This is a genomic window from Mesorhizobium loti, assembly GCF_013170705.1.
Classification (GTDB): Bacteria; Pseudomonadota; Alphaproteobacteria; order Rhizobiales; family Rhizobiaceae; genus Mesorhizobium; species Mesorhizobium loti_D.
In genome coordinates this window covers 5474842-5492508 of the sequence record NZ_CP033334.1, presented here as the reverse complement: position 1 = coordinate 5492508, position 17667 = coordinate 5474842, and the positions used below count along the sequence as shown (strand labels likewise).

Below are 17667 nucleotides of genomic sequence, written 5' to 3'. Positions count from 1 at the left end.
AAGTATGGCCGATAAGCAAGCCGTCGAACAATTAAAAAACGCGTGGACCGCGGTTCTCGCGAGGCGCTGACGGCTATCATGCGGCGGGATGCGCGACTTTTTGGCCAAATCCGCATTGTCACGTATGCGCCGGTTTCCTGTCGCCAATTGATGCGCTATGCAGCGCAGGAGCCAGCAAGATACGCAACAGCGGCAAGCCAGTGCGGAGGGGTTGATGAGCGATATCGAACGCGAGAGCATGGAATTCGACGTGGTCATCGTCGGTGCCGGTCCGGCCGGCCTTGCCGCGGCCATCCGCCTCAAGCAGGTCAATCCCGAGCTTTCCGTCGTCGTGCTGGAAAAGGGCGGCGAGGTCGGCGCTCACATTCTCTCCGGTGCCGTCGTTGATCCTGTCGGCATCGATCGGCTGCTGCCCGGTTGGCGCGATGAAGAAGGTCATCCGTTCAAGACCCCGGTCACGGCGGACCATTTCCTGGTGCTCGGCCCCGCCGGCTCTTTCCGTCTGCCCAACATCCTGATGCCGCCGCTGATGAACAATCACGGCAACTACATCGTCTCGCTCGGCAATGTCTGCCGCTGGCTGGCGACCAAGGCCGAGGCGCTTGGCGTCGAGATCTATCCGGGCTTTGCCGCCGCCGGACTGCTCTACAATGAGGAAGGCGCCGTCACCGGCGTCGTCACTGGCGACATGGGCGTCGAGAAGGACGGCACGCATGGCCCGGGCTTCGCGCCGGGCATGGCGTTGATGGGCAAATATGTGCTGATCGGCGAGGGCGCGCGCGGCTCGCTCGCCAAGCAGCTGATCGCCAGATACAAGCTTTCCGACGGCCGCGAGCCCGGCAAATACGGCATCGGCCTGAAAGAACTCTGGCAGGTCAAGCCGGAGAACCATCGGCCGGGCCTGGTGCAGCATTCCTTCGGCTGGCCGCTCGACATGAAGACCGGCGGCGGTTCCTTCCTCTACCATCTCGAGGACAATCAGGTGGCGGTCGGCTTCGTCCTCCACCTCAATTACAAGAATCCCTATCTCTCGCCATTCGAGGAGTTCCAGCGCTTCAAGACGCATCCGGCGATCGCGGGTACCTTCGAGGGCGCCAAGCGGCTGGGCTATGGCGCGCGTGCCATCACCGAGGGTGGCTGGCAGTCGGTGCCGAAACTGTCGTTCCCCGGCGGCGCGCTGATGGGTTGTGCCGCGGGCTTCGTCAACGTGCCGCGCATCAAGGGTTCCCACAATGCAGTGCTGTCGGGAATGCTCGCGGCCGAGCATGTCGCCGAGGCGATTGGCGCGGGCCGTGCCAATGATGAGCTTTCCACCTACGAGGAAGCCTGGCGCGCGACCGACATCGGCAAGGATTTGAAGAAGGTGCGCAACGTCAAGCCGCTGTGGTCGCGCTTCGGCACCATCGTCGGCATCGGCCTCGGCGGCCTCGACATGTGGTTGAACACGCTGTTCGGCGTCTCGCCCTTCGGCACGCTGAAACACGGCAAGGCCGACTATGCCGCGCTCGAGCCCGCCGCCAAGCACAAGAAGATCGCCTATCCGAAGCCTGATGGCGTGCTGACCTTCGACCGCCTGTCCTCGGTGTTCCTGTCCAACACCAACCATGAGGAAAACGAGCCGGTCCACCTGCTGGTCGGCGACATGGAACTGCAGAAGCGCTCGGAGCACGATGTCTTTGCCGGGCCTTCGACACGCTATTGCCCGGCAGGCGTCTATGAGTGGGTCGACAAGGATGGCAATGCCGCCGCCGATCCGGCGGCGAAAGACGTCCGCTTCGTCATCAACGCGCAGAACTGCGTCCACTGCAAGACCTGCGATATCAAGGACCCGAACCAAAACATCAACTGGGTGCCGCCGCAGGGCGGCGAGGGGCCAGTCTACCAAGGCATGTGACCCGCGCTGGCAGGCCTCGATCCGGCGGAAAAATACCGGACATGTGGACGGCCCCGGCCTGTCTGTCGCCTTCGCGAGACTGGGACGTTGCTCAGGGCCGTTGAAGCGCCTCGCCGAGTGTGGTCTGCTTGGCCACCCACAAAGGAGGCGGACATGCGCCTGACCAGCCTGACGATGCTCGCCGCGGCCTGTGTGCTGTCCTGCGTATCAGCCGCGTCGGCGGGCACGAAGCTCATCGTTCACGTCCGTACCTATGATGTTGCCGGAAAGACCGGAGCCGACCTCGTGGAGGCCATGGACCGGCTGGGACCGAAGCACGGCTACATGACACGCGCCATCGCCGAAACCGGCTACACGGTGCATTGGGATCTCGATATCAGCCGCCAGGACGGGACCTGTCGTCTGCGGCAGGCCAACGGCAAGCTCGACCTGACCTACACCTTCCCGCGACGGCTATCGCCGGCAAGCCCCGGGCTGCGCAAGCGCTGGGACGGGTTCATGGCTGGCGTCCGCAGGCACGAGCACACGCATGGCCGCATCGCGATGCGGATGATGAGGGCCACCGAGACCGCGCTTGCCGGCCTGGAGCGCCGGGACAACTGGTTCTGCACGGGCACACACCTTGAGGCGAGGCGGCGCATCAACGCCACCTATGCCGAATACGAAGCCAAGCAGAACGCTTTCGACGCCCGCGAGCATCGGGGCGGCGGCCATGTCGAGCATCTTGTCGACGCGCTGACCAAGCTTGATTGATGCGCACCGGGAGCACTGGTGCCGTTCTGCTTCGCTCGGGATGACTGGATCAGCCCCGCGGCTTGTTTTGAGAGCCGTTCGCCGCGAGCGCCGTGGCGTGATCATTTTCAGGCTGCTTGTCGCCAGGCCTTAACGTGAACTCGACCTGCACCGGCAGGTGGTCGGAGCCAGTATCCTCCAGCCGCGTCGAAGACAGGATCGTCAGGCCGCCCTTGCTGAACACCTGGTCGATGGGCAGGCCTGCATAGCGGCGCAGGAAATCGGGCAGTGTCCGGTGGATCCAGGTCGGTCCGGCCGACGGCATGACGGTCAGCCTGCCGAGAGCCGCGACCCGCCGCACCGCCGCGCTCCACGGCACGGCGTTGCAATCGCCGGCCATGATCGCGGTCTCGCCGAGCCCGGCCAGCGGTTCCGCCAGTTCGCCAATCTGCCAGTACTGCTCCTTCGGCCACGGCCAGCTCAAATGGATCGCGGCGACATCGACCCCGATCCCGCCGAAGTCGATGGTGGCGGTCGCCATCGCGCCGCGCGGCTCGCAACGCGGTGCGGTGTCGGCGGCAAACGGCCGGCGCGACAGCAAAGCCACCCCGAACATGCCGTTCGGGTAAGGGCAGAGGATACGGTAGGGATAGGCGCTGGTGATGTAGCCAAGCTCGGTCGTCCACATGCCGGACACTTCGTCGAGGGTGATCACGTCCGGATTGGTGCGGCCGATCAGGGAGAGCACTTTCTTCGGTGTCGGGTTGTTGAAGCGCAGATTCATCTGCAGCAGGCTGTAGACGGCCTGATGGGCGGGCTTGGCAACCGCGGGCTGCGGCCAAAGCCTCGGCAGGGCGCTTGCCGTCGTGGCCAGGCAGGCGATGGCAAAGAGCAGCCCCGCTGCCGCTTGCAGCCGAAACGAACTGGCGAGCAGCGGCAGTGCCAGAAGCGCCATGAGCACGCTGAGGTGAGTGCGGAAATGCGAGAACGAATCGAAAGCGGGGTGCAGCGTGCCGAAGAACCCGGCCAACAGCGCTGCCGACAGTGCCGTCATCGCCAGGAATGCCAACCCAGCCGTCATTTTCAAGCGCGCGCCTGTTGTCATTGAGGTCGTGTCTGCTGAATGCCGCCCGACGATCCGTTCGATCTGCTTAGCGGCCCAATTGCGGCCTGAGCAAGACGACGAATTGCCTCGCCGAGGCGTTGCGGCCACCTACTGGAACGCTGTCTCCGAAAAGCTGCGGAGCTTGCGCGAATGCAGCCGCTCCATCGGCATCTCGGCCAGCTTCTCCATCGCCCTGATGCCGATGGTCAGGTGTTGCGCCACCTGCCGCTTGTAGAACTCGGTCGCCATGCCAGGCAGTTTCAACTCGCCATGCAGTGGCTTGTCGGACACGCACAAAAGCGTGCCGTAGGGCACGCGGAAGCGGAAGCCATTGGCGGCGATCGTCGCCGATTCCATGTCGAGCGCGATGGCACGCGACTGCGACAGGCGCTGCACAGGTCCGCGCTGGTCGCGCAGTTCCCAGTTGCGGTTGTCGATGGTGGCGACCGTGCCGGTGCGCATGATGCGCTTCAGATCGTAGCCGGACAGGCCGGTGACTTCGGCAACCGCCTCCTGCAGAGCCACCTGGATCTCGGCCAGCGGCGGGATCGGCACCCAGACCGGAAGATCGTCGTCAAGCACGTGGTCCTCGCGCACATAGGCGTGCGCCAGCACGTAGTCGCCGAGCGCCTGGGTGTTGCGCAGCCCGGCGCAATGGCCAAGCATTACCCAGGCATGCGGCCTCAGCACGGCAATATGGTCGGTGATCGTCTTGGCGTTTGAAGGGCCAACACCGATGTTGACCATGGTGATGCCGCCATGGTTCGCCTTTTTCAAGTGATAGGCCGGCATCTGCGGGAGACGCTGTGGTCCAACGCCTTCGCTCGGCGCGCTTTGTCCGGCCTTGGTCACGACATTGCCGGGTTCGACGAATTCCACATAACCGCCGCCGCCCTTCTCCATCAGGTCGCGTGCGCGGGCGCCGAACTCGTCGATGTAGAACTGGTAGTTGGTGAACAGCACGAAATTCTGGAAATGTTGCGGGCTGGTCGCCGTGTAGTGCGTCATGCGGTGCAGCGAGTAGTCGATACGCTGCGCCGTGAATGGGGCTAGCGGTCTTGGTTCGCCGAAGGCCACTTCGAACGTGCCGTTGGCGATCTGATCGTCGGTGCCGTCGAGATCCGGCACGTCGAACAGGTCGCGGATCGGCCGCTTGATGCGCTCCGCGGCGGCGCCGTCGACGTAAGTCCCCTCCAGGAAGGCGAAATGCAGTGGAATGGGAGTGGTCGATTCCGAAACCGTGACCGCCACGCCGTGGTTGCGCATGATCAGGCGAAGCTGTTCGATCAGGTAGTTCTCGAACAAGTGCGGCTGCGTGATCGTGGTGGCGAAATGGCCGGGCGTCGGCATGTGGCCGTAGGCTTGGCGCGAGTCGACCTGGGTGAACGAACTCGTGGTGACGCCGATCTCGGGATAGAAGGCGCGGTAGCGCTTGCTGCTGTCACCGCCGGCTGCCAGGGCGGCGAAGGAATCGCGCAGGAACTTGGTGTTGCGGTCATAAAGCAGTTGCAGTGCCGCGACCGCTTTGGCCGCATTGTCGAAGCTTTGCCGGCCAAAAGGCTCCGGCATGACGACCGATTCGATGGCTTGAGGGTAGATTCGCTTTTCCATGGCTCAATATAGAGACTCGGACGAGCGGTTGGGAGGGGTGTCGCTGTCGAAGGCGTACAAAGCGCCGTTTTTCTTTATCCCCGCTGCAGACTGACCAGCAGCACGAAGCCGACGCCGGACTTCTTCAGGGCCGGAGCCTCGATCGTCGAGCCGGCGTCGGCGCGCATCATCGGCACGGCCAGGACCGGAGCGGCCAGGACCATCAGGATAAGCGCCGCCCGCGGCAGAAGCCGAAGGGTCTTGAGAGCGTTGGCGGCGATGCGGTTCATGATGTCTGAGCTTTTCTTTTCGAGGTCTGGTTTCTTTGGTTCAGTTGCGAAGGTGGGTGGGGCAGGCGAGGCGGCATGTCCTGGAACTGGCTTCGTCCCAGGCGCGGGGGGAACGGCCCGCTTCGGCGACGAGGATGGCGAAGAACATTCCAAACAGGCTCATCAGCAGGCAGACGATGGTGAAGCGGCGAGCAAGCATCGGGTGGTGTCTCCTTCAACACGCGGGAGAATGCGCCAACGCCTCTGAACCGGCTCTGATGCCGACGTTCATCTGCGGTTCAAAATGATTGACGGGATCCGATCCGGTCGCCGCCGGCCTGATATGGCCATCGGCGGCAGGGCAATAGCATCAGTGCTTGGCTGCCGATGAAACGAAAACGGGGCCCGCCAGGCCCCGTCATCATGTCGCAAGGATATGGTCGATCAGAGCTTGTGCCAGGTCTGGCTCTTGCAGATCAGGCCGCCGAGCACGCAACCGCTCATCTTGAGCGAGGTGCCCGACAACGTCGCCTTGCCCGAATAGGTCTTGTCGTTTGCCGGGTCGGTGATGCTGCCGGCATACTTGTTGTCCCCGGCCGCCTTGAGCGAGCCGATGGTCTTGCCGGCATATTTGCCTGACTTGAGCGTGATCGAAAACGAGCCACTGCCTGAAATGGCCGCGGTGTCGCCGGCTTGCGTCTTCCAGTTGCCCTCGATCGGATCGGCCCACGCCGTTCCCACCATGATCACTGTGGCTGCAAGGGCCAGGCTCACTTTTCGAAACATCTCTTCCTCCCTTTGGATGGCCGGCCGGATGCTCCGCCTCGCCGGTGTGCCGCTTACGCAAACGTAAGCTAATCCAGCTCCCGCCAAAACAAAAGCGGTGCCGCAGCGGAAGACTTTGGGATTCTGAAGGCGCCTGAATTCGCCTCGTCGCGGAGGAAATGAAAACGACCTGCGCATCGTGTTTGTTTCCCGTGGTTAGCGGAGTGTTGATTCAAGCCTGGAAAATTTTCGTCAAATTTAGCGAAAATCGGCTGAAACACTGGCTTCGTATCCTTAACGAATTTCCGCGTTTACCTCTTGTTTTAGCTTTGTTTTCCTCAAATTAAGCACGCCATTTAACGACGGATTCAAGCCTGACCGGCATTCTCGAAAGCATCGAAAGAGCGGCCCGGACAAGACAAACGGAGGCAGCTCTCGGGAGCCAGACAGGGGACTAAAATGGCACGTTTTGAAATGCTTGAAGCAGGTTTCGGCGCCATGGGGGCAACTGCCCAGGCCGACATCCTTTTCGAACTGGGCATGATGTATGCGACCGGCCGCGACTGCGAGACCGACGTCGTTGCCGCCCACAAATGGTTCAACATCGCTGCCATCAAGGGTTCGGCCCGCGCCGCGGAACTGCGCTCGGAACTGTCGGCGGCGATGTCGAAGGTCGAGATTGCCAAGGCGCTGCGCGAAGCCCGCGAATGGATGACCATGCACTAGGTTTCCGACAGACGGAAAGCTCGGGTCCAGATCGCTCAAAGACGGTCGGGCCACAACAGGGACAAGGCTGCGCAGACGGCCAGGCCACAGGCCAACAACAAGAATGCGGCAGGCGAATAGGTCAAGCCGTACGACTGACCATGATCCCGGAAAGCGGAATCCGGTTTTCGGACAAGATCATGGTCAACAGGAAAGACAGGGACGGCCAAGTTGGGGTTCGCGGCGTGGGGGCGCTGGGGAAACAGCCCGACAGGCAAAAAAGCCATGACCGGCCGGAACAAGGCTGGCGTGGCTTTTTTGCGTGGATGAGGCCTCCCAGGCCCAATCGAGCGGCGTCAATGCGCCTAGACAGGCCCGATGAAGGATGAAATTGTCCCGCCTCTCTGGAAGAAGCGCGGCCGGGGCGGCCGCGCGTGAGTGGAGGAGTTCTATTGCAATGAAAAAAATGAGTATTTTGAGCGCGGCCATTTTCGGCCTGATGATGAGTGCGCCGGTCGCATTCGCCGACGACATCACCGTTTCGGTGGTCGGCCCGATGACGGGACAGCTCGCAACCATTGGCGATCAGTTCAAGCAGGGCGCAAAGGCCGCCGCCGATGCCATCAATGCGGCGGGCGGCGTCAACGGTTCGATGATCAAGCTCGACATCGAGGATGACCAGTGCGATCCCAAACAGGCAGTGTCGGTCGCCAACCGCATCGTCGCCAACGGCGTCAAGTTCATCGATGGGCATGCCTGCTCGGGCTCGAGCATTCCGGCTTCGGCCGTCTATGCCGAAGCCGGCGCGCTGATGATGAGCCCGGCTTCCTCGAACCCGGTGCTGACCGACGCGGCCGCCAAGGCCGGCTGGCCGACGATCATGCGCCTCTATACGCGTGACGATGCACAGGGCGCCTTCATCGGCCCGTGGATCGCCAAGAAGTATGCCGGCAAGAACGTCGTCATCCTGCACGACAAGAGCGCCTATGGCCAGGGCGTGGCTGACGCTGTCAGGGCAACCATGAACACCGGTGGCCTGAAGGAAGTCTACTACGACGCCATCAATCCCGGCGAGAAGGACTATTCCGCGCTTGTCACCAAGCTCAAGGATCTCAAGGCCGACGTCGTCTATTTCGGCGGCTACCATCCTGAAGCCGGCCTGATCCTGCGCCAGTCGGCCGAACAGAACCTTAAGTTCCAGCTGATCATGCCGGATTCGATCGCCTCGCCGGAATTCTGGCAGGTTGCTGGCCCGGCTGGCGAAGGCACCATGTTCGTCTTCCCGTCGGATCCGCAGGCAAAGCCGGAGGCCAAGGCGGCCGTCGAGAAGATCAAGGCCGGCGGCTTCGTGCCGGAAGGCTTCACGCTGTTCTCCTACGCCGTGGTCCAGGCTTTCGCCGAAGGCATCAAGCGTGCCGGCAGCGACGATCCGGCCAAGGTTGCCGAAGCGTTGAAGAACGGCACGCCGATCAGCACCGTTGTCGGCGACGTGACCTTCGACGAGAAGGGCGACCTCAAGAACGCCAGCTACGACATCAACCAGTGGCATGACGGCAAGTACGCGCCGATCGCGCAGTAATCCAAGGCGATAATCCAGAGAAATGGCCGGGCTCGCCCCGGCCATTTTGTTTTTGTGGTCGGCGATGCGCGCCGTCTATCAGCCTGCGGCAGCGGTCGAGGCGGTCTGCTCCTCGACGAACCGCACCAGCACCGTCCCGTCGGTGACCTGCGCACCTTCCGTGGCGATTTCGGCGACCACTCCGTCATGCGGGGCCGCGATGGTGTGCTCCATCTTCATCGCCTCGAGAATCAGGAGAGCTTGTCCCTTGATCACCGTATCGCCCTTCGCCGCGCGCACCAGCTTGACCAGACCCGGCATCGGCGCGCGCAAGCTGCCCGAGGCGGCGGCCGCGTCATCGCTTCTGGCCAAGGGATCCGGCACCGCGAAAGTGTAGCCGATGGCGCCTTCGAAAACAGTGATGTGGCCTGGCCAGCGGGCGAGGCGTGGGGCGGCGCGAAAATCATGCGAATTGGCGCTGTCATAGGGCGCGCCGAGCGCCACCTGGAAACGCCCGTCCGGCCGCACGGAAAGCTTTGCCAGAATATCGTCCTCACCGAACTTCAGCCGCGTGCGCCGCGCCACGCCGTGGAAATGCGCATAGCCGGAAAGCGACGACCATGGATCGTTCGATGGCCGCAATAGTCCTTCACCGGACGCGGCAAGGGCTGCTGCCGAGATGATTTCGCCGGTCGGCGGCGCGACCTCGGTCAGTGCCGACTGATGTCTGCCGATCAGGCCGGTGTCGACGTCGCCAGCGCAAAAATCCGGATCGGCGGCGAGAGCGGCAAGAAAGGCGGTGTTGACGGTGGAGCCGGCGATTTCGGTCTGCGACAGCGCTGTGCCGAGTGCTTCCAGCGCGGCTTGCCTGTCCTTTGCATGGATGACCAGCTTCGCGATCATCGGGTCGTAGTAGGGTGAGATGGCATCGCCGGCCCGCACACCGGTCTCGATGCGCATCGTGGCCGCGTTGGGCGCTGTTTCGGGAAATTTCAGATGATGCAGCGTACCCGTAGCCGGCAGGAACCCCTTTGCCGCGTCTTCCGCATAGATGCGCGCCTCGAAGGCATGGCCGGCAAGCGCGATCTCGCTCTGCGACCTGGGCAGCTTTTCGCCGCTGGCGACCCGCAACTGCCACTCGACCAGATCGGTGCCGGTGACCATTTCGGTGACGGGATGCTCGACCTGCAGGCGGGTGTTCATTTCCATGAACCAGAAGCGGTCGGCCTTGAGGCCCTGCGAGGCATCGACGATGAATTCGATGGTGCCGGCGCCGGAATAGTTGATCGCCTTCGCGGCCTTCACTGCCGCCTCTGTCATCGCCTTGCGCAAAGCCGGCGTCATGCCGGGGGCGGGTGCTTCCTCTATCACCTTCTGGTGGCGGCGTTGTGCCGAACAGTCGCGTTCATAGAGGTGCACGGCATTGCCGAAATTGTCGCCGAAGACCTGCACTTCGATGTGCCGGGGTTTGTCGACATATTTCTCGACCAGTACGCGGTCGTCGCCAAAAGCAGCCTTTGCTTCACGCCGGGCGCTGGACAGCGCCTCGGAAAAATCATCGGGATGCTCGACCCGCCGCATGCCCTTGCCGCCGCCGCCGGCACGCGCCTTGATCAGCACGGGATAACCGATCTCGCGCGCCTTGGACGCAAGCAGCACGATCTCCTGCGCCTCGCCATGATAACCCGGAACGACAGGAACGCCGGCTTTCTCCATCAGCCGCTTGGCGGCGTCCTTCAGTCCCATGGCGCGGATCGAGGCCGCCGACGGGCCGATGAAGGTGAGCCCCGCCGCCACCACCTGGTCGACGAAATCGGGATTTTCCGACAGGAAGCCGTAACCGGGATGGATGGCCTGCGCCCCGGTCGAAAGAGCCGCCGCGACAATCCTGTCGCCGCGCAGATAGCTCTCGCCGACAGGCGAAGGGCCGATATGGACAGCCTCGTCGGCCATCTCGACATGCAGGGATTTCGCGTCGGCGTCCGAATAGACGGCGACGGTGTGCACGCCGAGCTTGCGGGCGGTGCGGATCACACGGCATGCGATCTCGCCCCGATTGGCGATCAGGATCTTGGCGAACATGGAGCCTCCCGGGTTAGTGGCGGGCGGCGCCATTCTGGCAGGCGCCGGCCTATTTCGAAGCGGCGAGACTGCAGGCGCCGGCGACGGTCACCTTGTATTTGCTCTTGCTGGCCTGACAGGATTTCAGTGCCAGTTCCTCGGCCGCCTTCTGTGACGGTGCATTTAGCTTCACGCCACAAATGAAGTACTCGCTCGCCGGAACGATTGGCGTCGCCGCGAAGGCCGAATGGCCCGCGGCTGCGAGATACGCTCCATAGATCTTGCCGCAGCCTCCGGTGGTACCGACGGGAATGTTTATCGGGTAGCGCACGTCGCCCCTGCTGCCTGCCAGCGATCCGGCCGGGTTGGCGGCAGTCGTTGTGATTATTAGTAGATTTGCAAGTATCGAGGCAACCGTACCCCGGTGATATTTCAGCATCATCTTCGCCCTGTCCCCATTGCATTACGCAGAACAAGCAGTAGCGAACATCTTGCCTCGCCGCCAGTTCGTTGGCGGGGATTCGAGTTTGCCTATGCTGATGAATCGATTGGTCCATACAGATCAGGCCTCCCGAAGTGCAGCAACGGCGCGCTGGTATAGTTGCGCCGTTTGTTCATCGAAGCAGCAGAAGATGACAGTCGCGGGCATGTTTTTTTCGTCGATGAACGTGCCGATCGTCCCGACAGCGATGTCGGTCGCCTCATCTTTCGGGTAGCGGTAGACACCGGTCGAAATCGCCGGAAATGCCACGGTGCGGCAATCATTGGCGGCCGCGAGTTCCAGCGACTTGCGGTAGCAGGAGGCCAGCAACTCGGCTTCGCCTCTGCCGCCGCCTTGCCAGACTGGCCCGACCGTGTGGATGACATATCGAGTCGGCAGTTTGTAACCCTTGGTGATCTTGGCGTCGCCGACCTTGCACCCGTTCAGCATCCGGCATTCGGACTCAAGCTCGCGGCCCGCCGCGCGATGGATGGCGCCATCGACACCGCCGCCGCCGAGCAGCGACGAATTGGCGGCATTGACGATGACGTCGACATCCAGCTTCGTGATGTCGCCGACGTGGATGCGGATCCTGTCCGGCGCCTTGCTCATTTCACATCCTGAACACGCCGAAGCGCGTGTCCTCGATTTCGGCGTTGAGCGCCGCCGAAAGGCTGAGCGCCAGCACCTCGCGCGTCTTTGCCGGATCGATGATGCCATCGTCCCAAAGACGAGCGGACGAGTAGAGCGGATGGCCCTCGTGCTCGTATTTCATCAGGATCGGCTTCTTGAATTTTGCTTCCTCCTCGGCGCTCCATTCGCCCCCTTTGCGCTCGATGCCCTCGCGCTTGACCATGGCAAGAACGGTCGCCGCCTGCTCGCCGCCCATCACCGAGATGCGGGCATTCGGCCACATCCACAGGAAGCGCGGCGAGTAGGCGCGGCCGCACATGCCGTAATTGCCGGCGCCGAACGAGCCGCCGATGATGACGGTCACCTTCGGAACCCTGGCGGTGGCAACCGCCATCACCAGCTTGGCGCCGTCCTTGGCGATGCCGCCTGCTTCGTATTTCCGGCCGACCATGAAGCCGGTGATGTTCTGAAGGAAGACAAGCGGGATCTTGCGCTGGCAGCACAGTTCGATGAAGTGCGCGCCCTTCAGCGCGCTTTCGGAGAACAAGACACCATTGTTGGCGATGATGCCGACCGGCATGCCGTGGAGATGAGCAAAACCGGTGATCAGCGTCGTGCCGTAGTTCTGCTTGAACTCGTCGAATTCGGAGCCGTCGACGATACGCGCGATCACCTCACGCACATCATAGGGCTGACGCAGATCGGTCGGGACGACGCCATAGAGTTCATCCGCCGAATGAAGTGGCGGAATCGACTTCTGTAAGTTCAGGCTTACAGTCTTGTTCCGATTCAGGTTTTTGACGATGCGACGGCAGATGGCGAGGGCATGTTCGTCATCCATAGCGTAGTGATCGGCGACGCCGGAAAGCCTGGTATGCACGTCCGCGCCGCCGAGATCCTCGGCACTGACATCCTCGCCGGTGGCCGCCTTCACCAGCGGCGGACCGCCGAGGAAAATGGTCGCCTGGTTGCGCACCATGATCGTCTCATCCGACATCGCCGGCACATAGGCGCCGCCGGCCGTACAGGAACCCATGACGCAGGCGATCTGCGGGATGCCGGCCGCGGACATATTGGCCTGATTGTAGAAGATGCGGCCGAAATGTTCGCGGTCCGGAAACACTTCGTCTTGGTTGGGCAGATTGGCGCCGCCGCTGTCGACCAGGTAGATGCAGGGCAGATTGTTCTGCAGCGCGATCTCCTGCGCGCGCAGATGCTTCTTCACCGTCAGCGGATAATAGGTGCCGCCCTTCACCGTGGCATCGTTGACGACGACCATCACCTCGGTGCCTTCGACGCGGCCGATGCCGGCGATCATGCCGGCCGAGGAGATTTCCTCGCCATACATCGACCACGCCGCGAACTGGCCGATCTCGAGGAAAGGCGAGCCGGTGTCGAGCAATTGCGCGAGGCGTTCGCGCGGCAACAGCTTGCCGCGCGAGATGTGGCGCTCGCGCGCCTCCTCCGAACCGCCGCGCTCGACGATGGCGGCTTTTTGGGCGATGTCGGAGACCAGTCCGCGCATGCGTTCGGCATTGGCACGAAAGGTGTCGGAGGAAGGGGAAATCTGGGTCTGGAGGACGGCCATGTTAGACCCCTTCCGCCATGATCTCGCGGCCGATCAGCCAGCGCCGGATTTCGCTGGTGCCGGCGCCGATCTCGTAGAGCTTGGCGTCGCGCAGCAGCCGGCCGGTCGGATAGTCGTTGATATAGCCATTGCCGCCAAGCAGCTGCAGCGCGTCGAGCGCCATCTGCGTCGCCTTTTCGGCCGCGAACAAAACGCAGCCGGCGGCGTCCTTGCGGGTGGTCTGGCCGCGGTCGCAGGCGGCGGCGACGGCATAGACATAGGCGCGCGCGGCATTCATCACCGTGTACATGTCCGCAAGCTTGCCTTGCACAAGCTGGAACTCGCCGATCGCCTGGCCGAACTGCTTGCGTTCGTGCACGTAGGGGATCGCCACGTCGAGGCACGCCGCCATCAGGCCGATCGGGCCACCGGCAAGCACGGTGCGCTCATAGTCGAGGCCCGACATCAGCACCTCGACGCCGCGCCCTTCCTCATGCAGCACATTGTCGAATGGCACTTCGACATCCTCGAACACCAATTCGCCGGTGTTGGAGCCGCGCATGCCGAGCTTGTCGAGTTTTTGCGCCACGGAAAACCCTGTCATCGCCTTCTCTACGATGAAGGCGGTGATGCCGCGCGATTTCCGCTCCGGATCGGTCTTGGCATAGACGACCAGCGTTTCGGCATCCGGGCCGTTGGTGATCCACATCTTGGTGCCGTTAAGCACATAGCGGTCATTGCGCTTTTCGGCGCGCAACTTGAGCGAGACAACGTCGGAGCCGGCGCCGGATTCCGACATCGCCAGCGCGCCGACACGCTCGCCCGAGCACAGCGGCGGCAGGAATTTCTCCTTCTGCGCCGGCGTTGCCCAGCGGTTGATCTGGTTGACGCAGAGGTTGGAGTGAGCGCCGTAGGAGAGGCCGACCGAAGCCGAGGCGCGTGAGATCTCCTCCACCGCAATCACATGGGCGAGATAACCCATGCCGCTGCCACCGAAATCGGGATCGGCGGTGATGCCGAGTAGGCCGAGCGTGCCGAGTTCGCGCCACAGATGCGCCGGAAATTCGTTGTCGCGGTCGATGTCGCCGGCGATCGGCGCTATCCGGTCCTGGGCGAAGCGCCGCACCATGTCGCGCAGCGCCTCGATATCCTCGTCATACCCGAAGCCGAGCGTGTTCGTGTACATGTTTTTCCTCCGTGGCGCATGACCCCGAAAATCGACTTCGATTTTCGGAAGGGATCATGCGCGAAAATCAAAGTGGGACAGCGTCCTTTGCGCGCCCGATGGACGCGCGGCGCTGTCTGCGATCTTCGCGCCGACGAGACGCATTGTCATTGAAAGATATGTCGCCGTTACTTCAGGGACCGAAAGCCGCTCGCCGGGCCGGAACCAGACAATGACGCCGGTCATCATCTGGATCAGAGCCATGGCTGTCAGGCCGGTGTCCTCGATGCTGAACACGCCGGCTTCGGCGCCATCACGCAGGATGGCGCGCAGTTCCTTTTCGTAGGCCGTGCGCATGCGCAGGATCTGTGTCAGCCTGTCGGGCGACAGACTGCGCAATTCCATGTTCGACACATGCGTGGCGTGCCGGCGCTCGATATGAAAAGCGATGTGGTTGCGGACATAGGCCGCGAGCTGCTCCGCCGGCTCGGCGCCGGCTGGCCGGGCGTTTTCCCAGGCTTCGCGAAGCCCTTCCATGTGCTCGCGCATCAGCGTGAACAGGAGATCTTCCTTGGTCGGGAAATAGCGGTAGAGCGCGGCCGCCTGCACACCTACTTCGGCGGCCAGTTGGCGCATGGACATCGCCTCGTAGCCATAGCGTGCAATCAGGTTGACCGCCGCCTCGCGGACCGCCGCCTCCGTTCGCTCGCCATCGGATCCTGTGGTGCGCGCCATGATCGCCTCTTTAGGCAGCCATAATAAAACGAACGTTCAATTAATTCAAGAGGGCTATCGAGGCCCGCCTATGCGACAACCCTGAAGTCTCCAGGCGCAATCCAACTCTTGAGTTCCTCTATGTCGATCTGGTGGACCGCGGCACCCGGCGGGCCTTGCCAAAGCAACTCGATCATGGTCGAAACCGCCGCATCCGTGCCGGTCAGCCATGCTGTTACCGATCCATCTCTTTCGTTGCGCACCCAGCCCATCAGGCCAAGCCCTGTCGCTTCGCCTCGCGTCCAGATCCTGTAGCCGACGCCTTGCACCTTGCCGTGGACACGCGCCCGCACCGCCCTTTTCCGGTCTTTCATGGCTCGCTCCCTTGCATGGAATCTGGCGCAGGATCGAATGAAGGCAACTGGCTTGAGGGAGGAGTCTGTTGAATTGTCGAGCCGTATCTCGTCCGGAGGATAGATGACTTCCTCCAATAAATAATTGACTTGGTCAATTTTTTTGCGATGATCCGGCGAAGTGGGAATCTTCCGGGGCGCCAGATATGCCGACCGATCGGAATGCCTTGGTCAGCGACCTCAGGCGCTTCAACCGTTTCTATACCGGCCTGATCGGGTTGCTCGACGAAACCTTGACCCACAGTGCCCATACGCTGGCCGAGGCGCGAGTACTGTTCGAGCTGGGGCATCGGACCAGGGTTATTGCCACCTACCCTGGCGGCAAGGCAGGCTTCCTGGCGCGGGCGTTTCAACTCGATTTCGCACCAGCGGCATCCGAAATAGCTCGGGATCTAGAGCTGGATCCTGCCTATGTTACGAGAATTCTTCGAAAACTCTCCGCCGCCGGCTTGATCGAAACGCGCGCCGATCCCGACACCCTGCCTCGGCGCGTCCTCTCGCTCACCGCACACGGCCGCGACGCGCTTGCAGCACTTCAGTCGGCCGCGGATCGCGACCTTATCCGCTTGACCGAGGGGCTGGGCGACGAGGAGGCCGCCGAGTTGTCGGACGTGCTGGCACGCGTCAGGAGGCTGCTCGGTGGCGCGACGGATTCCGGGCGCGGCGAAATCGCCTAGCGCAATTCCAGGAAAAGTGTGAGCGGTTTTCTCGGGACAAGCGCGTAGCGCTTGCCCTTGGGAATTGCGTCAAAACAAAGAGTCAGAGCGGTTCGCCGTTTCCGCGAAACGGTGAAATGCTCTAGTTCCCTCGCGCCGCGGCCAGCGCGCCGGGCAATTCCTCGGCGAAAATATCCAGTTCGTGATCGAGGCCGACGCTGACGCGAATGCAGCGGTCGAGCCCTGGCGCCATCGGCTTGCGGATGAATACATCGCGCGACAACAGCCCCTGCAGCACTTTCAGCGCGAAGGCGCCATCATGGCCGCAGTCGATGGTGACGAAATTGGTCGCCGAGGCCAAAGGCTTCAATCCGTTCTGCTTGGCGATATCAGCGATGCGGCGGCGGCCGGCGGCCACGCGCGCTACCACGGTCTCTAGATAGGCCTGGTCGGCGAGCGCCTCGACGCCGGCGATCTGCGCCATGCGGCTGACGCCGTAGTGATTGCGGATTTTTTCGAAGTCGCGGATTACCTGCGCCTCCGCCACCGCATAGCCGCAGCGTATACCGGCAAGCCCGTAAGCCTTTGAAAACGTTCGCATGCGGACAACGTTTGGCCGCGAGATATCGATCGGTGGCAGGGCCGAGGCTGGTCCCAATTCGCCATAGGCCTCGTCGAGCACCAGCATGGTGGTTTCAGGCAACGCCTCGATGAAACGGATGATCTCGTGCGCCTCCCACCAACTGCCCATCGGATTGTCTGGGTTGGACAGGTAGACCAGTGGCGCCTTTTCCCTGATGACCGCCGCGAGCAAACCCTCCAGGCTTTCCTTGTCGTTTTCATAGGCAACCGTGATCAGCCGCCCGCCGACGCCGGCAACATGAAAGTTGAAGGTCGGATAAGCACCGAGCGAGGTGACCACCGCGTCGCCTGGCGCCACATACATGCGTGCCACAAGGCTGAGCAGGCCGTCTATGCCTTCGCCGACAACGACGTTCTCGACCGCCACGTGGTGATGCGCGGCAGCCGCGACCTTCAGGTCGAAATTGTCGGGATCGCAATACATCCATTGGTCGCGCGCGACACTCTCCATGCGGGCGATGACGCGCGGCGAAGGACCAAAACTGCTCTCGTTGGCGCCGATGCGGGCTCGGAAGGCGCGCCCGCGCTCACGCTCCTGTGCTTCCGGGCCGACGAACGGCACGGTGGACGGAAGCGCGGCGATGAGCGGCGTTAGGGGAGGGCGCAGACGCATGACGGAAGCTCGCATGGACAGGGAGACTTCTTGCTAGCGTGACCGGATGGCTGGCGCAAGCACCCCGCGGCCTCGGCCGCAACGCTGGATTCCTTCGCCTCTTT

General features: G+C 62.7%; 18 protein-coding genes. 5 read left to right on the top strand and 13 right to left on the bottom strand.

All coding sequences use genetic code 11. The annotated features are described in order from the left end of the window. Positions 1–214 precede the first annotated feature (214 nt). On the top strand, positions 215–1894 hold the full coding sequence (locus EB815_RS27140) for an electron transfer flavoprotein-ubiquinone oxidoreductase (protein WP_056563522.1): 1680 nt from the start codon (positions 215–217) through the stop codon (positions 1892–1894). 153 nt (positions 1895–2047) lie between these two features. Next, positions 2048–2647, top strand: coding sequence for a DUF922 domain-containing protein (locus tag EB815_RS27135; protein WP_056563520.1), 600 nt, complete (start codon positions 2048–2050; stop codon positions 2645–2647). 49 nt (positions 2648–2696) lie between these two features. Here the strand turns inward: EB815_RS27135 and EB815_RS27130 are convergent, their stop codons facing one another. The 5 genes from EB815_RS27130 to EB815_RS27110 form a co-directional block, all read right to left on the bottom strand. Beyond that, on the bottom strand, positions 2697–3707 hold the full coding sequence (locus EB815_RS27130; RefSeq protein ID WP_056565586.1) for an endonuclease/exonuclease/phosphatase family protein: 1011 nt from the start codon (positions 3705–3707) through the stop codon (positions 2697–2699). A gap of 132 nt (positions 3708–3839) precedes the next feature. Beyond that, the gene (locus tag EB815_RS27125; protein WP_244493894.1) at positions 3840–5300 is read right to left on the bottom strand and encodes an AMP nucleosidase; all 1461 of its coding nucleotides are present in this window, start codon (positions 5298–5300) and stop codon (positions 3840–3842) included. Between the two features lie 116 nt (positions 5301–5416). After that, positions 5417–5611, bottom strand: a complete 195-nt coding sequence (locus tag EB815_RS27120) for a hypothetical protein (protein ID WP_056563514.1) — start codon at positions 5609–5611, stop codon at positions 5417–5419. 40 nt (positions 5612–5651) lie between these two features. Further along, positions 5652–5810, bottom strand: a complete 159-nt coding sequence (locus EB815_RS27115) for a hypothetical protein (RefSeq protein ID WP_171883323.1) — start codon at positions 5808–5810, stop codon at positions 5652–5654. Between the two features lie 224 nt (positions 5811–6034). After that, a complete protein-coding gene (locus tag EB815_RS27110) occupies positions 6035–6376 on the bottom strand; it encodes a DUF2147 domain-containing protein (RefSeq protein ID WP_056563511.1) in 342 nt (113 codons plus the stop codon). Between the two features lie 438 nt (positions 6377–6814). Between EB815_RS27110 and EB815_RS27105 the strand changes: the two genes are divergently transcribed. Together EB815_RS27105 and EB815_RS27100 are read left to right on the top strand one after the other, a co-directional pair. Beyond that, positions 6815–7081 carry a sel1 repeat family protein gene (locus EB815_RS27105; RefSeq protein WP_010915070.1) on the top strand — a complete coding sequence of 89 codons (267 nt, stop codon included), beginning with the start codon at positions 6815–6817 and terminating at the stop codon, positions 7079–7081. A gap of 436 nt (positions 7082–7517) precedes the next feature. Further along, entirely contained in the window at positions 7518–8639 is a 1122-nt protein-coding gene (locus tag EB815_RS27100) for a branched-chain amino acid ABC transporter substrate-binding protein (protein ID WP_056563508.1), read from the top strand. A gap of 78 nt (positions 8640–8717) precedes the next feature. Here EB815_RS27100 and EB815_RS27095 read toward each other — a convergent pair whose 3' ends face one another. The 7 genes from EB815_RS27095 to EB815_RS27065 all read right to left on the bottom strand — a co-directional run bounded on the left by EB815_RS27095 (position 8718) and on the right by EB815_RS27065 (position 15613). Beyond that, positions 8718–10700 carry an acetyl/propionyl/methylcrotonyl-CoA carboxylase subunit alpha gene (locus EB815_RS27095; protein ID WP_056563505.1) on the bottom strand — a complete coding sequence of 661 codons (1983 nt, stop codon included), beginning with the start codon at positions 10698–10700 and terminating at the stop codon, positions 8718–8720. A 49-nt stretch (positions 10701–10749) separates the two neighbouring features. Beyond that, complete coding sequence (locus EB815_RS27090) at positions 10750–11121, bottom strand: hypothetical protein (protein WP_056563502.1); 372 nt, start codon at positions 11119–11121, stop codon at positions 10750–10752. A 120-nt stretch (positions 11122–11241) separates the two neighbouring features. Further along, entirely contained in the window at positions 11242–11772 is a 531-nt protein-coding gene (locus tag EB815_RS27085; RefSeq protein WP_056563499.1) for an O-acetyl-ADP-ribose deacetylase, read from the bottom strand. Between the two features lies 1 nt (position 11773). Further along, positions 11774–13381, bottom strand: a complete 1608-nt coding sequence (locus tag EB815_RS27080) for a carboxyl transferase domain-containing protein (RefSeq protein ID WP_056563495.1) — start codon at positions 13379–13381, stop codon at positions 11774–11776. 1 nt (position 13382) lies between these two features. Beyond that, positions 13383–14546 (bottom strand): isovaleryl-CoA dehydrogenase, encoded by a 1164-nt coding sequence (locus EB815_RS27075; protein ID WP_056563492.1) that lies wholly within the window; start codon positions 14544–14546, stop codon positions 13383–13385. Positions 14547–14600: 54 nt separating this feature from the next. Beyond that, a complete protein-coding gene (locus tag EB815_RS27070) occupies positions 14601–15260 on the bottom strand; it encodes a TetR/AcrR family transcriptional regulator (protein ID WP_056563489.1) in 660 nt (219 codons plus the stop codon). A gap of 68 nt (positions 15261–15328) precedes the next feature. Continuing rightward, positions 15329–15613: an acylphosphatase gene (locus EB815_RS27065; RefSeq protein WP_056563486.1), complete on the bottom strand. Its 285-nt coding sequence runs from the start codon at positions 15611–15613 to the stop codon at positions 15329–15331. Between the two features lie 206 nt (positions 15614–15819). On the opposite strand from EB815_RS27065, the gene EB815_RS27060 reads away from it, so the two are divergent. Beyond that, positions 15820–16329, top strand: coding sequence for a MarR family winged helix-turn-helix transcriptional regulator (locus tag EB815_RS27060; protein ID WP_244493893.1), 510 nt, complete (start codon positions 15820–15822; stop codon positions 16327–16329). Positions 16330–16450: 121 nt separating this feature from the next. Here EB815_RS27060 and EB815_RS27055 read toward each other — a convergent pair whose 3' ends face one another. Continuing rightward, a complete protein-coding gene (locus EB815_RS27055) occupies positions 16451–17563 on the bottom strand; it encodes a pyridoxal phosphate-dependent aminotransferase (protein ID WP_056563478.1) in 1113 nt (370 codons plus the stop codon). Positions 17564–17667: the final 104 nt, after the last annotated feature.

Bases quoted from the DNA above. Each gene is read 5' to 3' on its own strand.
- EB815_RS27140 (WP_056563522.1), top strand. From the start codon at position 215: ATGAGCGATATCGAACGCGAGAGCATGGAATTCGACGTGGTCATCGTC.
- EB815_RS27135 (WP_056563520.1), top strand. From the start codon at position 2,048: ATGCGCCTGACCAGCCTGACGATGCTCGCCGCGGCCTGTGTGCTGTCC.
- EB815_RS27130 (WP_056565586.1), bottom strand. From the start codon at position 3,707: ATGACGGCTGGGTTGGCATTCCTGGCGATGACGGCACTGTCGGCAGCG.
- EB815_RS27125 (WP_244493894.1), bottom strand. From the start codon at position 5,300: ATGCCGGAGCCTTTTGGCCGGCAAAGCTTCGACAATGCGGCCAAAGCG.
- EB815_RS27120 (WP_056563514.1), bottom strand. From the start codon at position 5,611: ATGAACCGCATCGCCGCCAACGCTCTCAAGACCCTTCGGCTTCTGCCG.
- EB815_RS27115 (WP_171883323.1), bottom strand. From the start codon at position 5,810: ATGCTTGCTCGCCGCTTCACCATCGTCTGCCTGCTGATGAGCCTGTTT.
- EB815_RS27110 (WP_056563511.1), bottom strand. From the start codon at position 6,376: ATGTTTCGAAAAGTGAGCCTGGCCCTTGCAGCCACAGTGATCATGGTG.
- EB815_RS27105 (WP_010915070.1), top strand. From the start codon at position 6,815: ATGGCACGTTTTGAAATGCTTGAAGCAGGTTTCGGCGCCATGGGGGCA.
- EB815_RS27100 (WP_056563508.1), top strand. From the start codon at position 7,518: ATGAAAAAAATGAGTATTTTGAGCGCGGCCATTTTCGGCCTGATGATG.
- EB815_RS27095 (WP_056563505.1), bottom strand. From the start codon at position 10,700: ATGTTCGCCAAGATCCTGATCGCCAATCGGGGCGAGATCGCATGCCGT.
- EB815_RS27090 (WP_056563502.1), bottom strand. From the start codon at position 11,121: ATGATGCTGAAATATCACCGGGGTACGGTTGCCTCGATACTTGCAAAT.
- EB815_RS27085 (WP_056563499.1), bottom strand. From the start codon at position 11,772: ATGAGCAAGGCGCCGGACAGGATCCGCATCCACGTCGGCGACATCACG.
- EB815_RS27080 (WP_056563495.1), bottom strand. From the start codon at position 13,381: ATGGCCGTCCTCCAGACCCAGATTTCCCCTTCCTCCGACACCTTTCGT.
- EB815_RS27075 (WP_056563492.1), bottom strand. From the start codon at position 14,546: ATGTACACGAACACGCTCGGCTTCGGGTATGACGAGGATATCGAGGCG.
- EB815_RS27070 (WP_056563489.1), bottom strand. From the start codon at position 15,260: ATGGCGCGCACCACAGGATCCGATGGCGAGCGAACGGAGGCGGCGGTC.
- EB815_RS27065 (WP_056563486.1), bottom strand. From the start codon at position 15,613: ATGAAAGACCGGAAAAGGGCGGTGCGGGCGCGTGTCCACGGCAAGGTG.
- EB815_RS27055 (WP_056563478.1), bottom strand. From the start codon at position 17,563: ATGCGTCTGCGCCCTCCCCTAACGCCGCTCATCGCCGCGCTTCCGTCC.